This is a genomic window from Thauera aminoaromatica S2 (assembly GCF_000310185.1).
GTDB lineage: Bacteria > Pseudomonadota > Gammaproteobacteria > Burkholderiales > Rhodocyclaceae > Thauera > Thauera aminoaromatica.
Genome location: NZ_AMXD01000004.1, coordinates 14663 through 30571 on the forward strand (window position 1 = coordinate 14663; position 15909 = coordinate 30571).

Annotated in this window: 14 protein-coding genes; 9 read left to right on the forward strand and 5 right to left on the reverse strand. The window is 67.5% G+C overall.

Annotation, left to right across the window (positions count from 1 at the left end; translation table 11 throughout):
• Positions 1–32 precede the first annotated feature (32 nt).
• Positions 33–2399: a phosphoenolpyruvate synthase gene (ppsA, locus tag C665_RS01815; RefSeq protein WP_004298617.1), complete on the reverse strand. Its 2367-nt coding sequence runs from the start codon at positions 2397–2399 to the stop codon at positions 33–35.
• Between the two features lie 137 nt (positions 2400–2536).
• Between ppsA and ppsR the strand changes: the two genes are divergently transcribed.
• From ppsR to msrB, 3 genes are all read left to right on the forward strand, one after another.
• A complete protein-coding gene (gene ppsR, locus C665_RS01820) occupies positions 2537–3370 on the forward strand; it encodes a posphoenolpyruvate synthetase regulatory kinase/phosphorylase PpsR (protein WP_004298619.1) in 834 nt (277 codons plus the stop codon).
• A gap of 106 nt (positions 3371–3476) precedes the next feature.
• Positions 3477–4646: a DUF2863 family protein gene (locus C665_RS01825; protein WP_004298621.1), complete on the forward strand. Its 1170-nt coding sequence runs from the start codon at positions 3477–3479 to the stop codon at positions 4644–4646.
• 17 nt (positions 4647–4663) lie between these two features.
• The gene (gene msrB / locus C665_RS01830; RefSeq protein WP_004298623.1) at positions 4664–5065 is read left to right on the forward strand and encodes a peptide-methionine (R)-S-oxide reductase MsrB; all 402 of its coding nucleotides are present in this window, start codon (positions 4664–4666) and stop codon (positions 5063–5065) included.
• Between the two features lie 233 nt (positions 5066–5298).
• On the opposite strand, the gene C665_RS01835 is transcribed toward msrB, so the two are convergent.
• The 4 genes from C665_RS01835 to C665_RS01850 all read right to left on the reverse strand — a co-directional run bounded on the left by C665_RS01835 (position 5299) and on the right by C665_RS01850 (position 8828).
• Positions 5299–6480, reverse strand: coding sequence for an acetyl-CoA C-acyltransferase family protein (locus C665_RS01835; RefSeq protein WP_004298625.1), 1182 nt, complete (start codon positions 6478–6480; stop codon positions 5299–5301).
• A 29-nt stretch (positions 6481–6509) separates the two neighbouring features.
• Positions 6510–7433: a CobD/CbiB family protein gene (locus C665_RS01840; RefSeq protein ID WP_004298627.1), complete on the reverse strand. Its 924-nt coding sequence runs from the start codon at positions 7431–7433 to the stop codon at positions 6510–6512.
• A gap of 112 nt (positions 7434–7545) precedes the next feature.
• Positions 7546–8169 (reverse strand): CoA pyrophosphatase, encoded by a 624-nt coding sequence (locus C665_RS01845; RefSeq protein WP_004298629.1) that lies wholly within the window; start codon positions 8167–8169, stop codon positions 7546–7548.
• A gap of 8 nt (positions 8170–8177) precedes the next feature.
• A complete protein-coding gene (locus C665_RS01850; protein ID WP_004298631.1) occupies positions 8178–8828 on the reverse strand; it encodes a retropepsin-like aspartic protease family protein in 651 nt (216 codons plus the stop codon).
• Between the two features lie 224 nt (positions 8829–9052).
• On the opposite strand from C665_RS01850, the gene C665_RS01855 reads away from it, so the two are divergent.
• From C665_RS01855 to C665_RS01880, 6 genes are all read left to right on the forward strand, one after another.
• A complete protein-coding gene (locus C665_RS01855; RefSeq protein WP_004298633.1) occupies positions 9053–9481 on the forward strand; it encodes a type IV pilin protein in 429 nt (142 codons plus the stop codon).
• A complete protein-coding gene (locus C665_RS01860; protein WP_004298635.1) occupies positions 9478–10014 on the forward strand; it encodes a GspH/FimT family pseudopilin in 537 nt (178 codons plus the stop codon). Before C665_RS01855 ends, C665_RS01860 begins: the two co-directional genes overlap by 4 nt.
• A gap of 11 nt (positions 10015–10025) precedes the next feature.
• Complete coding sequence (locus tag C665_RS01865; RefSeq protein ID WP_004298637.1) at positions 10026–10508, forward strand: type IV pilus modification PilV family protein; 483 nt, start codon at positions 10026–10028, stop codon at positions 10506–10508.
• Between the two features lie 91 nt (positions 10509–10599).
• On the forward strand, positions 10600–11643 hold the full coding sequence (locus C665_RS01870; RefSeq protein WP_004298640.1) for a PilW family protein: 1044 nt from the start codon (positions 10600–10602) through the stop codon (positions 11641–11643).
• Positions 11643–12260: a pilus assembly PilX family protein gene (locus tag C665_RS01875; protein ID WP_004298642.1), complete on the forward strand. Its 618-nt coding sequence runs from the start codon at positions 11643–11645 to the stop codon at positions 12258–12260. The genes C665_RS01870 and C665_RS01875 overlap by 1 nt, the downstream gene beginning before the upstream one ends.
• A gap of 32 nt (positions 12261–12292) precedes the next feature.
• The gene (locus C665_RS01880; RefSeq protein ID WP_004298644.1) at positions 12293–15871 is read left to right on the forward strand and encodes a pilus assembly protein; all 3579 of its coding nucleotides are present in this window, start codon (positions 12293–12295) and stop codon (positions 15869–15871) included.
• Positions 15872–15909 lie beyond the last annotated feature (38 nt).

Here is a 15909-nt window from a genome sequence, read left to right on the forward strand (position 1 = left end):
GCCCTCGATACGACAGCGTGCCGAAGCGGCGTTCAGCCCTTGCCGTGTGCGGCGAGCTTGAGCCAGGTGTCGACCACGGTGTCCGGGTTCAGCGAGATGGTCTGGATGCCCTCGTCCATCAGCCACTCGGCCAGGTCGGGGTGGTCCGACGGCCCCTGGCCGCAGATGCCCACGTACTTGCCGAGCTTGTTGGCCGCCTGGATGGACATCGACAGCAGCTGCTTGACCGCCGGATCGCGCTCGTCGAAGGAATGCGCCACCAGCCCCGAGTCGCGGTCCAGGCCCAGGGTGAGCTGGGTGAGGTCGTTCGAGCCGATCGAGTAGCCGTCGAAGTACTGCAGGAACTGCTCGGCCAGGATGGCGTTGGACGGGATCTCGCACATCATGATCAGCTTGAGGTCGTTCGCGCCGCGCTTGAGACCGTGCTCGGCGAGCAGGTCCACCACCCCTGCGGCCTCCTCGAGGTTGCGCACGAAGGGGATCATGATCTGCACGTTGGTGAGGCCGAGCTCGTTGCGCACCTTCTTCATCGCGGCGACTTCCATCTCGAAGCAGTCGCGGAAGCTGTGCGCGATGTAGCGCGAGGCGCCACGGAAGCCGAGCATCGGGTTCTCTTCCTCCGGCTCGTAGATCTCGCCGCCGAGCAGCTTGCGATACTCGTTCGACTTGAAGTCGGACATGCGCACGATCACCGGCTTCGGATAGAAGGCCGCGGCGATGGTGGCCACGCCCTCGACCAGCTTCTCGATGAAGAACTGCTTGGGCGTCGCGTAGCCGCGCGAGCGGCGGGTGATCTCGTCGCGCAGGCTGGCCGGCACCTGGCCGATGTCGAGGATGGCCTTGGGGTGGATGCCGATCATGTTGTTGATGACGAACTCCAGGCGCGCCAGGCCGACGCCGCCGTTGGGGATCTGCGCGAACTCGAAGGCGAGCTCGGGGTTGCCCACGTTCATCATGATCTTCACCGGAATCTCGGGCAGGTTGCCCATGTCGGTGGTGATGACCTCGAACTCCAGCTTGCCGCGATACACGTAGCCGGTGTCGCCTTCGGCGCAGGACACGGTGACGGATTCGCCTTCGTGCAGCACGTCGGTGGCGTTGCCGCAGCCGACGATGGCCGGGATGCCCAGCTCGCGCGCGATGATCGCGGCGTGGCAGGTGCGGCCGCCGCGGTTGGTGACGATCGCGCTGGCGCGCTTCATCACCGGCTCCCAGTTGGGGTCGGTCATGTCGGTGACGAGGATGTCGCCGGCCTGCACGCGGTTCATCTCGGAGGCGTCGCCGACGATGCGGACCGTGCCGGCACCGATCTTCTGACCGATCGCGCGGCCGTGGGTGAGGGCCTTGCCGTACTGCTTGAGGCGGTACTTCTCCATCACCAGGCCGGAATCCTGGCTCTTCACCGTCTCGGGACGCGCCTGCAGGATGTAGAGCTTGCCATCGACGCCGTCCTTGCCCCACTCGATGTCCATCGGGCGGCCGTAGTGCTTCTCGATGATCACCGCGTAGCGGGCGAGCTCGAGCACGTCCTCGTCGGTCAGCGAGAAGCGGTTGCGATCTGCCTCGGGCACATCGACCGTGCGCACCGACTTGCCGGCGACGGCCTTGTCGGTAAACACCATCTTGATCAGCTTGGAGCCGAGGTTGCGGCGAATGATCGCCGGCTTGTCGAGCGCCAGGGTGGGCTTGTGGACATAGAACTCGTCCGGGTTCACCGCGCCCTGCACGACGGTCTCGCCGAGGCCGTAGGAGGCGGTGATGAACACCACCTGGTCGAAGCCCGATTCGGTGTCGATCGAGAACATCACGCCCGAGGCGCCCGAATCCGAGCGCACCATGCGCTGCACGCCGGCCGACAGCGCGACGTCGGCATGGGCGAAGTTCTTGTGCACGCGGTAGGCGATCGCGCGGTCGTTGTACAGCGACGCGAACACTTCCTTCATCGCGTGCAGGATGTTCTCGTAGCCGTGGATGTTGAGGAAGGTCTCCTGCTGGCCGGCGAAGGAGGCGTCCGGCAGGTCCTCGGCGGTCGCCGAAGAGCGCACCGCGAAGCTGCCCTCGCCCTCGGCGGTGATCGCATCGTAGGCCGTCTTGATCTCGGCCTCGAGCTTGGCCGGGAAGGGCAGGTCCACGATCCACTGGCGGATCTGCGCGCCAGTCTTGGCCAGGGCATCGACGTCATCCACGTCGAGCGCGTCAAGCGCGGCGTTGATGCGGTCGGCCAGGCCGTCGTGGGCGAGGAACTCGCGATAGGCTTCGGCGGTGGTGGCGAAGCCGCCCGGGACACGGACGCTGGAAGGCAGCTGGCTGATCATCTCGCCGAGCGAGGCGTTCTTGCCGCCGACCTTCTCGACGTCGGACATGCGCAGTTCGTTGAAAGGGATCACGTAGCGTGTCATGGGTGGCTTCCGCAAATGTTGGGGAAAAAGCAAAATATCGCGAACGGCAGTGTACGATTTTTTGTGCTGTGCCGCATCACAGGGTTTGCCCCAATACACGCCCCGCACCCCTGGTCGGGGCCGCAAGGTCCGAAATCATGAACGACATCGCCCGCCGCACCGTCTTCTTCGTCTCCGACGGCACCGGCATTACCGCCGAAACCCTTGGCCACAGCCTGTTGGCGCAGTTTCCCGAGGCGCGCTTCCGCCAGGTGCGCGCCCCTTTCATCGACGACATCGACAAGGCGATCGACTGCGCGACGCAGATCCGCGAAGCCGCGGCCGCGGACGGCGTGCGCCCGATCGTGTTCAGCACCCTGGTCAATCAGGCCACCGTTGATGCACTGCACAAATCCGACGCCCTCTTCCTCGACCTCTTCGAGCGCTTCATCGGCCCGCTCGAGGCCGAACTCGGCCAGCGCTCCACGCATGCGGTGGGCCGCTTCCACGGCATCGCCGACAGCCTCAACTACAAGTACCGCATCGAGGCGATCAACTTCGCCATGGCGCACGACGACGGCATCTCCAGCGAGGGCGAGCTCGCCGAGGCCGACGTGATCCTGGTCGGCGTGTCGCGCTCGGGCAAGACCCCCACCAGCCTCTACCTGGCGATGCAGTTCGGCGTCAAGGCGGCCAACTACCCGCTGATCCCCGAGGACTTCGAGCGCAACAAGCTTCCCGGCGAGCTGCACAAGTACCGCACCAAGCTCTTCGGCCTCACCATCGCCCCCGAGCGCCTGTCGCAGATCCGCCAGGAACGCCGCCCCAACAGCCGCTACGCCTCGCTGGAGAACTGCCGCTACGAGATCGACGCCGCGCACAAGCTGATGCGCCGCGAGAACATCCGCTGCCTCGACTCGACCACCAAGTCGATCGAGGAGATCTCCGCCACCATCCTGCAGACCATCCGGGTCGACCGCCCCGGTTTCTGAGCGCGCGCCGGGCGCTTCGACCGGCGTTTTCCCGCGGCATTGGTAGAATACGCGGTCATGCGTGCCGCCCAAGCCGGCACCCCGAACAGCGCAACAGGAACCCGACATGAAAAGAACGCGCCTCAAGCGCCGCGGCGGTCTCGGCCGCACTGCCGAACAACTCGTCTGGCTCGCCGGCGGGCTGGCCCAGTCCGGCAGCCGGATCGAGGACCACTACTGGGAGACGCAGCTCGCCAGGCTGATCGACGAGACCCTGACCGACAACGACGAGGAAGTGCTCAACGCCGCGCTCGACCACCTCTACAGCGCCGACGCGCGCGCCTACGACGAGCTCGCCGACAACATCGAGTCGCGCGCCGAATGCGCCGCCGGCAGCCTCGCCGAGCACGACGTCGTGCTGATCGCCGCGCCGGTGCTGGCCTGGTCGCGCTACCGCATCCCCGCCGCCAACATCCCGCCCGCAGTGCTCGCCAACCTGCGCGTGCACCTGCAGGCCCACGTGCTCGCCAAGGGGGCCAAGCTGTCGGTGGCCGACTTCCTCTTCAGCCCCGACCAGCTGCCCCAGGGCTACTGCGCCACCGCGGAGTTCGCCAAGGTGATCTGCGGTGCGGCGGCCGACAACCTCGACCTGCACATCGACACCGATGGCATGCCGGAGACCGCGCAGTTCCTCTCCGACACCCGCTACCTGCTCGCCGCGGTGGCCGTGCCGCGCGGCGCCGCGCTGTTCCGCTGGCAGGAGCCGGACGGCACCCGCGACGGCGCGCTCGAGCAGTGGCGCGCCCAGGGTGGCGCCTGCCTGACCCCGCTGCTGCCCGGCTGCGCGGTCGACCTCGTGCTGCCCGACTCCTACTTCGCCGCCAGCCGCGCCGCCGACAAGGACAGCCGGCCCTACTCGGTGCGCGCCTCGGTCGCCTTCCTCGCCACCACGCTGGAAACACCTGCCGCCAACCTGCGCGCGGTGGTCGCGCCGTTCTGGGAGCGCACTCTCGAGGAATACCGCATCGGCTTCACCGTGCGCGGCCGCGACGAGGTCGTGCACGGGGTGGTGTGGCCGCTGTTGGGGGCCGAGGACGAGACCACCGACTGCGTCGCGCAGATCGAAACCGTATTGCGCGAATCCGGTCTCACCGACGTCGTGGCGCTCGAGCACCACTTCCCGCTCGAGTACTGCGACGATTGCGGCGCCCCGCTCTACCCCTCGCCCGAGGGCGAGGTCGTGCATGCCGAGATGCCCGAGGAACAGGGCGTGCAGGCGCCGCGCCACCTCCACTGATCCCGCACGAGGTTCCCATGGCCCGCGAAGTCGACAAACCCGACGCCGAATGGCGCCGCCAGCTCTCCGACCTGCAGTACCGCGTCACCCGCGAGAAAGGCACCGAACGTGCCTTCACCGGCGAATACTGGGACGTCTGGGACAAGGGCGCCTACAACTGCGTGTGCTGCGGTGCCCCGCTCTTCCGCTCCGAGCACAAGTTCGACGCCGGCTGCGGCTGGCCGAGCTTCTGGACCGCAGCCGAGCCCGACAACGTCGAGACCGCGGTAGACCGCAGCCACTTCATGGTCCGCACCGAGGTCCTTTGCCACCAGTGCGGCGCACACCTCGGCCACGTCTTCGAGGACGGCCCGCAGCCCACCGGGCTGCGCTACTGCATCAACTCGGCGTCGGTGCGCCTGGAGAAGGAGTCGGACTGAAGATCGCGACTCGCGTCGCTCCCACAAAACCCGCACAGCTCCGCAGCCCCCCGGAGGAGCAACACAAGTCGCGATCGAGGCCCCCCGTAGGAGCGACGCAAGTCGCGATCGAGACCCCCAGACCGCCCCGTAGGAGCGACGCAAGTCGCGATTGCCAGTTCAGCGCGCCCGAAACGAAAAAACCCGCGCCAGCCTCTCGGCCGCGCGGGTTTTTCTTGCGACGAGGACGACGCTTACACGCGTTCCCACACCGTGGTGATGCCCTGGCCGCCGCCGATGCACATGGTGGCGACGCCATAGCGGCCGTTGGTGCGGATCAGCTCGTGCAGCAGCTTGGTGATGATCACCGAGCCGGTCGCGCCGACAGGGTGGCCGAGCGAGATCGCGCCGCCGTTCGGGTTGACCTTGGCGGTGTCGAGGCCGAGACCGCGGTTCACCGTGATCGACTGCGCGGCGAAGGCTTCGTTGGACTCGATCACGTCGATCTGGTCGAGCTTCAGGCCGGCACGCTGCAGCGCGAGCTTGGTGGCGGGGATCGGACCTTCGCCCATCACGTCGTTGGGCACGCCGGCGATCGCGTAGGACACCAGGCGCGCGATCGGCTTGTGGCCGCCCGCAGCCGCCTTGGCGGCATCGGCCAGCACCAGGAAGGCGGCGGCGTCGTTGATGCCCGAGGCGTTGCCGGCGGTGACCGAACCATCCTTCTTGAACGCCGGCTTCATCTTGCCCAGCGCTTCCATGGTGGTCATGCGCGGATGCTCGTCGGTGTCGAACACGACGGTGCCCTTGCGGGTCTCGAAGGTGATCGGCACGATCTGGCCCTTGAAGCGGCCCTCGGCGATCGCCGCGGCGGCGCGCTTCTGCGACTCGAGCGCGAAGGCATCCTGCTCTTCACGGGTGATGCCGTGCTTGGTGCACAGGTTTTCGGCGGTGATGCCCATGTGGCCGACGCCGAACGGGTCGGTCAGCACGGCGACCATCGAGTCGATCGCCTTGGTGTCGCCCATGCGCGCACCGCTGCGCAGGGCGGGCAGCAGGTAGGTACCGCGCGACATCACTTCGACGCCGCCGCCGATGGCGAAGTCGGCATCGCCCAGCATGATGGCTTGGGCCGAGCTGACGATGGCCTGCTGCGCCGAGCCGCACAGACGGCTGACCTGGAAGGCGACCGAATCCATCGACATGCCGGCGTTGATCGTGGCCACGCGCGAGACGTAGGCATAGCGGGAATCGGTCGGGATGCAGTGGCCGACGGATGCGAACGAAACCGCCTTCGGGTCCACACCCGCGCGGGCGATCGCTTCCTTGATCACCACCGCGCCGAGATCGGACGGCTCCATGTCCTTCAGCGAGCCACCGAAACCACCCACGGCGGAACGAACAGCGCTCAGAACGACGACTTCACGATTTGCCATAACCCACTCCCTTGTTGAGATTAGACTTGTCACCGCCCCACCCAGCCCGCAGCCGCGAGCAGGAAGAGCAGGAACAGACACACGAACAGAGCCCGCCATAGCAGGCTCACCGTGTTTTGCATGTGATCGACGCCTGCCTCGCTCCCCAGCCCCAGTTCGGGCCGATCCACGATGCCCCCGGCCACATGGACCGGCATGCCGAGCCGCACGCCCAGCGCGCCACCACCACTAGCGATAAGTATAGCCGACGACCTCTCCGGCCACAGCACCGCCTGCGAGCGCCAGCAGTAGATCGCATCCTCGAAATTGCCCATGATGGAAAAAACGATCGCGGTGATCCGCGCAGGCAGCCACTCGATCGCCTCGCGCGCGCGCAGCGCGAAGCCGCCGAAGCCCGCGTCGCCCCCATCCGGGCGCCCCCACTCCTCGGCCAGCAGTCCGGCGAGCCGGTACATCACCGCGCCGCTCGGGCCGGGTAGCAGCACGAACCAGAACATCACGCCGAACAGCCGGCGGTGCGAGACGACCAGCGCCTCCTCGATCGCGAGGCGGGCGATCTCGCTCGCGGAGGCCCCCTCGTGGCGGGTCCCCCGCCAATCCTCGAGCAGGCTGCGCGCGCCCTCGGGCTCGCCGAGGCGAAGCGCCATGTGGATGGCCGAGAAGAAGCGGGTGTCGTGGCGGAAGCCGATGCAGAGGTAGAGCGCCACCACGTTGAACAGGAAGGCCAGCGCGGGATGCATCTCCCACAGCAGCCAGAAGGCGAGCGCGCTCGCGAACCCGGCGGCGGGAACCAGCAGGAGCCACGCGAGCCGTCCCTGCGCCGCCGAGCCGCCCTCGAAGCGCCCTCGCATTCCGCCGACCACGCCGCGCACCACGCGCACCGTCCACCCGCGCGCCGGCAGCGGACGCAACTGTTCGAGGACGAGCGCAAGGATCAAGGAAAAGAAGGTCATTCAGGCAGGACGTCGCGGGCCGAAAAGGCCCCGGGCACAGAGCCGAGTCATCGGTGCGGCAAGATATCACAAAGGCAAGCGCGCGCCGCCTGCCGGAAACCCTTGGCCGCGCTCAGCCTTCCTCGTTCAGCAGGCGATACAGCGACATCAGGATCCCCGCGGTCGCACCCCAGATGAAATAGCCGTGCCAGGGCATGGCGTGGAAGCGTCGCATCCGCCCCTCGTGCAGGATGCTGTGCTCCTGATGGTTGCGCGGATCGAGGAAGTGCGCGAGCGGCACCTCGAAGGCCTCCGCGACCTCGAAGGCGTCGAGCGTGAGTTCGAGCGGCGGATGCACCACGCCGACCACCGGGGTCACCCTGAAGCCGGTACCGGTGAAGTAGTCGGGCAGCGCGCCGATCAGCTCGACGTGACGGCGGGCGAGCCCGATCTCCTCTTCCGTCTCGCGCAGCGCGGCATGCACCGGCGAGGGGTCGTCGTCCTCGAGGCGGCCGCCGGGAAAGCTGATCTCGCCCGGATGATGGTGCAGGTGGTCGGTGCGCCGGGTGAGCAGCACCGACGGCACCTCGTCGCGCACCACGAGCGGCACCAGCACCGCCGCCGGCTTGGGCGGGCGCGAGCGCGCGAGGTCGCGGCCGTCGCCGTTGAACCCGCCGTCCCGGTGCGGGCCCGCGGCCAGCCGGCGGCGGATCTGTTCCAGAGGGGGAAGACCATGCGGTCCGCTAGCAGGATTCACGCGACGCCTCAGTAACGTTTCTTGAGCAGCAGGCGGTCGCCCTCGCGCCGCCAGTCCATTCGATTGAGGAAACTCATGCCGAGCAGCACCACGGGCAGGTCTGTCTCGTGCACCGCCGCATCGACCCCGAGCATGCGCACGCCGCCGAGCTCCACCGCGTCCAGCCTCACCTTCCAGATCGTCGCCAGCCCGTTCGCGGTCGCGCTCTGGCCCATCGTGCCGGCGCGGTAGTCGATGCCAAGCCGCAGCGCATCGCTGCGCCCCATCGCCACCAGGGTGGCGCCGGTGTCGACCAGGGCATTGACCGCCACGCCGTTGATGCGCGCGCCGGTGAAGAAGTGCCCGCCCCCGTCGGCCTGCAGACTGATCTCGCTCGCCGCGGTTCCCGCGCTGCTCGCCACCTGCTCGCCCAGGCGCGCGACGAAGACACGGCCGTCGTGCTCCAGCGTGGCCGCCTCGCTCGTCGCCGCCCGCAGCACGATGCCCTCGCGCGTGCGTGCGCCCAACTTCACGGTCTGCGGCGCGCCGCCATCGACCACCAGCACCGCCCGGCCCGCGAACAGCCCGGCCACCGCCACGTCGGCAGCGTACGCCGCCCCCGCGCCCAAGCCCGCCGCGATGGCCAGCACGCCGACCGAAGCCGCCTTCCATCCGTCCATCCCGTCCTTCCTCCGCATCGCGCCGACCTCCCTCCCCGTTGCCGATCCGCCCTGCGGGCCTGCCCGCGCTGCGCACCGCCCGCCGATCATCCTCCGAGCCCCCGCCGTTCGTCCACCCGCGACGGCGGCATTCTGCGTAGCGCCATAGAATCCGTCACGAACACCCCGGCGGCAAAGTCCGACAATGCAATCGAGACTGTGCACCATCCGACACGGAGCCCCCCTTGAACCACGCCTCCCGCACCCGCGGCTTCACGCTGATCGAACTGATGATCGTGGTCGCCATCATCGGCATCCTCGCCTCGATCGCCCTGCCCGCCTACTCCGACTACATCCGCCGCTCGAAGATCGTCGAGGCGACCTCGGTGCTGTCCGACCTGCGCGTGCGCATGGAGCAGTTCTACCAGGACAACCGCAGCTACGTGTCGACCGGCACCACCTGCGGCGTCGCCATGCCCACACAGCAGTTCTTCACGATGAGTTGCACCGGCACCAGCACTACCTACACGCTGACCGCGACCGGCAAGTCCGGCACGGACGTGGCAGGGTTCACGTACACGCTGAACCAGCAAAACGTCCGCGCGACAACCGGCGGCAGCTTCGGCACCAGCACGACCTGCTGGGTCGGCAAGAGGGGAGGCGGCTGTCTATGAGGACGCCGATCCAGCGCGGTTTCGGCCTGGTCGAGGCCATGGTGACGATCGCAGTCTTAGCGATCCTGCTCGCGGTCGCCGTACCCAGCTTCCAGCAGATGATCGTCAACGGCCGCACCCGCACCATCGCCGAATCCTTCCGCGCCGGTGTGGATCTGGCCCGTACCGAGGCGATGCGGCGCAATCTGCCGGTCGGGTTCGCCGTCGTCTCCGCCGTCACCGGCTGCAGCGCCGACACCACCGGCACGAACTGGGTGGTCTTCTTGGGCACGACCTGCAACAACGACGCGACGGTGGTGCAAAGGTTCGTCGCCGGGGGTAGTGAGGCGGGCGTCACGGTCAGCACCTCGAGGGGCACGCTCATCTTCAACGGGATCGGCATGAGTGTGGGCGGAGCCACGGCCACCATCGACTTCGGCAACAATCTCCCCTCCGCACAACGACGTACGCTCCGCCTGGGCGTCAGCGCGGGCGGCCAGACCCGCCTGTGCGAGCCCGGCATCACCGCCAGCGGCGACCCGCGTGCCTGTTGAGGAGGCCAGCCATGAAGCGCACCGTGAGACTCCCCATCCAGCCCGGCCGCTCCAAGGCCTGCGCGGGCAGCCGTCCGCAGCGCGGCGCCAGCCTGCTTGAGGTGCTGATCGCCCTGCTGATCTTCTCCTTCGGCGTGCTCGGCATCGTCGGCCTGCAAGCCAGCATGAACATCCGCAGCACCGAGGCCCGTCAGCGCGCCGAGGCGGCGCTGCTGGCCGACGAGATCATCGGTCGCATGTGGCTGGCGCCTGCGATCAGGCGTGAGGATTTTGTCTATCGGTCCGATGCCGACTGCACTGCGACCGCGACGACACCGCCAGACATCCTGTCGTCCTGGTTGAACAAGCTGCGGACGACCATCCCCGGCGCCCAGGTGGTCATCGGCCACGACGAGACCACTGGCGAGACCCGGCTCACCATCTGCTGGCCGCGCCCGCAGACCAACGAATGGAGCAACCATGTCGTCCGCGCCCGCATCAATTCGAACAACTGAAGCCGCGCGGCCGGCACCCGGGCGCGCAAGCGCCGGCAGATGGCGCCGCGCTCCGAGGCTACGCACGCGCGGCATCGGCCTGGTCGAGCTGATGGTCGGCATGACCATCGGCCTGATCGCGCTGCTCGTCATGGTGCAGACCTTCTCGGCAAGCAATGCACACAAGGCCAACACGGTCAGCGGCGCCGACGCGACGACGGCCGGCCAGGTGGCCATGACGCTGCTGGAACGCGATCTGCTGAACGCGGGCGCCGGCTTGATCGGCACGGGCTGCAGAACGATCAAGTATCTCAAGCCCGGCACCAGCGGAGCACAGGAGATGAATGGCATGCCGGTCACGATCGTGGCGGATCCGGGCGCGCCGAGCGCCCTGGCCTCGCGCAGCGATCGCATCACGATCCGCTACGCGAGTTCGGTAGAGGCCTCGATCGCCAAGGCCACCCTCACCGAATCCATGCCCAGCCCCTCGTCCACAATGTTCGCGAACATCGGGATGGGGTTTTCCGAGGACGATCTGATCGTGCTCAACGACGCGGAAGGCCACTGCGCGATCCAGCAGCTCACCCAGGACCCCGGCTCGGTCGGGCGCGGAGGCGGTGCATGGCGGTTCCAGATCAACCCGAGCAGTCCGTATAACGACCCGGGCGACTCGGCGGGCCTGTTCCCCTCCGACGGTTACCAGTCGGGGACCGGCACGATCCGCTCGCTCGGCCCGGGCGGCATCGCCGAGACAGTCTATCGCCTGCAGTCGCGCGGCAGCAGCACCGCGCCACCCGACACCGACCTGGCGACCTCGCGCGCCGACATGGCGAGCACCACGGCCGCGCAGACGCTCGTGCGCGACGTCGTCGCCCTGCGGGCCCAGTACGGCTGGTGGAACAGGACGACCAACACCGTGAGCTTCAGTTCGACGATCCCCACCGGAGCCGGGGCGGCGGACCTGGTCGCCGTGCGCGTGGGCATTCTGGTGCGCGCGAGCCAGCGCGACGCCAGCTACACCGCGCCCGAGACCTTCAGCTTTTTCGAATACGACACGCCGGTCCAGATCACCCTGGGCAGCGCGGAGCGCAACTACCGTTATCGGAGCTACGAAACCGTGGTTCCGTTGAGGAATGCCTTATGGAACCGCGAGTGATGCACGGTGAACGCCGCCAGGGCGGCGCCGCGCTTTTCATGGCGCTGATCATGCTCGTGGCGATGAGCATCGCCGCGGTCTCGCTCGTGCGCAGCGTAGACACCACGGTCACGATCGCCGGCAACCTCGCCTTCCAGCAGGCGGCACTGCAGGCCTCCGACTTCGGCGTCGAAGCCGCCGCGCACGACCTCGACACCAAGCCGCGCGAGAGCGAGTGGAAGGTCGGTGGGACCTGTCGGCTGACGAGCGCCGAACCCACGGTCTCGAACTATTTCCCGACCATGTTCGCCACGGCGAGCACGATGGGCAGCCCGACCATCGGTGGGCGCAGCTACACGATTCCGGGGGTCCCCACGCTCGACTGGGACAAGGTCGCCTGCATCGAAGACTCCCGGATCCCCGATGGATACCGGGTGCAGTACGTGATCGACCGCATGTGCACCGACACGGCCAACCGTGCCGAATCCTGCGTTTCGGACAACCCCGAGGAAGGCGGATCCCGCCGTGCCGGTTCGCCACGCATCACCGGCGCCTCGTCGATCCGTTACCGGCTGACCGTCCGCGTCAGCGGCCCGAACAATGCGCAGTCCTTCGTGCAGGTCGTGCTGCGCGACTGATGGACTCCTCGCCCTTAACCGGAGAACGCGTCGTGAACAACGCACACCCCGCCTTCCGGCCGCTTGCCCGGCACACCCGCCTCGCGCTGCTCGCAGCCGGCCTGCTCGCCGCCCAGATTGGCTTCGCCGCCCAGACCGAGATTTCCGAGGTCCCTCCCGAATCGAAGATCACGGTGCCGGCGAACGTGATGTTCACGCTCGACGACTCCGGCTCGATGTACTGGGAGAGCATCCCCGATTCACATGGTTTTCGGGACGGCATCTATCTCTTTCCGCGCCCGGCGAACGTCTACGATTGGCGCACCGGCGCCACCGACTATCCGGCCAACCCGGTCTCCACGGATCTCGACGACCCCAATGCGCGCTTCTATCGTTCGTACGCCGGAAACCCCCTGTATTACAACCCGGAAAAGACCTACAAGCCCTGGAGCAACAGCGACGGCAGCCTGTGGCCGAACGCGGAGCCGACCCGGGCCTGGCTGAATCCGGGTCATCCGAACAGGGACGACTACACCCTGGACCTCACGCAGAACCTGCTCTGGCGGCCACCACCGGACAACTCCAACGTTGCAGAGGCCACGATCTATCCTGCGACCTATTTCGTCTACACCGGCCCGGCCCCTCTGGTCCGCACCGACACGACCACGACGAACACGCCAGGCAACTTCGCCCGGGTGCAGATCGGCCTCACCACCTTACCCCCCCGCAGTCCCAAGCGTACCGACTGTGCCGGCGATCCCTGCACCTACGCGGAGGAAATCAAGAACTTCGCCAACTGGTTCTCCTACCACCGCTCCCGCCACCTCGCCGCACGCGCGGCGATCGGCAAGGCCTTTTCCGAACAGAAGGACAACCTGCGTGTCGGCTACGCGACGATCAACCGAACCACCGAGACGGACATCGACGGCTTCACGACCAAGCGGGTCGTGCGCGGCCTGCGCCTGTTCAAGGACGAGGAGGCCGCCGACAAGCGCTGGCGCACCCAGTTCTTCGACTGGCTCTACAAGGACCCGATGCCGCGCTTCTTGACCACGCCGCTGCGCACCGCGATGGACGATGTCGGCAACTACTTCACGAGCGCGCCGCCCTGGCGTGCGAAGGTCGAGGACTCTACCAGCGCGGCCTTGAGCTGCCAGCGCAGCCACCACATCCTGATGACCGACGGCTACTACGACAATGACAGAGACAGCGCACGCACCTCCATCTCGGGATCGAACATCGACAACCTCGAAGGCGACGAACACACCAGCGAGGACGGCACCAGGAGCTATAGCTACCTGCCGGCCGCCCCGTACAAGGACGACTACACCAATACCCTCGCCGACGTGGCGATGTACTACTGGAAGACCGACCTGCGCCCGGGCCTCGCCAACGGCATTCCCGATGACGATCGGAACCCGGCCTTCTGGCAGCATCTCTCCACCTACACCATCGGCTTCGGCATCACCGGCATGCTCTCGGAAAGCGACATCGTCGCGCTGTTCGCGGGCCGCCTGAACTCGGTGTCCTGGCTGAACCCGACCACCGGAGGGAACACCGACCGTGCGAAGGGCGACGACCTCGTCCACGCGGCACTCAATGGCCGCGGAGAATTCTTCCGCGCCGACGATCCGGAGCTCTTCGCCCAGCGCATGAGCAAGGTGCTCGAATCGCTCGCCAACAATCCGAGCGGCGCCGCAGCCGCGGCCGTGACCAAGCCCTACATCGATATCGCGAACAATTTCACCTACGAGACCAGCTACAGGGCTGCGCAGCGGATGGGCGACATCAAGGCCTACAAGTTGCACCTGGAAACCGGGCAGCCCGACCGTAACCAACCGGCCTGGACAAAGCCCTGCCCGACCGATGCGAGCAGGACCTGCGCCAAAGGGGTCGCCGAGATGCTCGAGGCGCGCACCGCGGACTCGCGCCAGATCGCCACCTTCAACGGCAGCAGCGGAGTGGACTTCACCAGCAGCGGCCTCGGCACCACGCTCCTCGGTCAGCTCCAGTCCCCGGCAGGGGCTGGCAATGGCGCACAGGTGCTCGCCTACCTGCGCGGCGACCGCAGCCAGGAGTCGACGAGCTTGCGTCGCCGGCTGCAGGTCCTCGGTCCGATCATCCACAGCGAACCGGTCCTGGTGCGCGAGCCCGACCGCTCCTATGCCGACGCCGGCTACGCGAGCTTCCGCTCGAGCACCGCGGGACGCACCCGCATGCTTTACGTCGGCGCCAACGACGGCATGATGCATGCATTCGACGCCTCCACCGGCGCGGAGAAGTGGGCCTACGTCCCCAAGGCCGTGTTTCCGCGGCTGCCCGGACTGGCCTCGCCCAACGGACTGTTCGAGGCCACGGTTGACGGCTATCTCACCGAAGGCGATGTGGATTTCGGCTTCACCGGGGGAACGCGGGGCACCGCCGACTGGCGCACCTTGCTGGTGGGTGGCCTCGGCCGCGGCGGCAAGGGCTTCTATGCACTCGACATCACCTCCCCCGAAGTGACCGAGTCCAGCCCGCTCACGGCGAAGGTGCTGTGGGAATTCAGCGGCGACGCCGATCTCGGCCTCGCCTTCTCGCGGCCGATCATCGTCAAGCACGAAGTGGTCACCACCGACAACCGGGGTAACGAGACGCGCTCGGGCCAGGGGTGGGTCGTGCTCGTCAGCTCGGGCTACAACAACACGAGTGGCGACGGCAGAGGCTATCTGTACGTTCTCAACGCCAAGACGGGTGCGCTCATCAAGAAGCTCTCCACGGGCGTCGGCAGCGCCAGCGACCCGAGCGGGCTCGGCCAGCTCGGCGCCTGGGTGCACAACGCCGACGTCAATAACAGCGTGCAGTGGGTCTACGGTGGGGACCTGAAGGGGAACCTGTGGCGCTTCGACCTGAGCGCAGCCAACCCCGACGCCTGGTCGACAAGCAAACTTGCGGTCCTCACCGACGCCACCGACGCCACCGGCAACGCCCAGCCCATCACCGCGGCGCCCGAACTCACCCGGGTCAAGGCCGGCAACGATTTCCGCAACCTGGTCGTGGTGGGCACGGGGCGCTACCTTGGCGAGAAGGATGTCCCCGGCACCGCGATCTCGGCGACCGACGCCGCCCAGGTCCAGACCTTCTATGTCATCGAGGATCGCATCGACCGCGGCGGCAGCACCGTCGTGCGCGCAGACCTGACGCCTCGGACCCTCGCCGCGGAGACCGACGGCACGCGCACCCTGTCCGATGCAGCGGACATCGACTGGTCTGCCAAGCGCGGCTGGCGGGTGGATCTGAACATCAGCGGCGAACGCGCCACGACCGATCCCGCAATCGCCCACACCACGGTCGCATTCACGACCAACGTCCCGAGCACGTCCGATCCATGCGTGCCGGGCGGGACGAGCTATCTGTTCCAGTTCGACCTCGCAACCGGGATGGCTCCGATCGGTACAAACGCCCTTCCCTACGTGGGCAAGCGCCTGCGGCCCGGTCTGGCGAGCCGCGTCGTACTGATCGTGACGCCGAACGGCCAGGTCATCGGCCTGATCCGCAAGACCGACGACAGCAGCGAAGCCGAGCCGATCGTGACCTCGGTGTCCGGGGGCGACATTCGCCGGATATCCTGGCGCGAACTGAACTATCGCTGAGACCGGACACGATCACTGGAAACGAGAAAGGCGCCGAC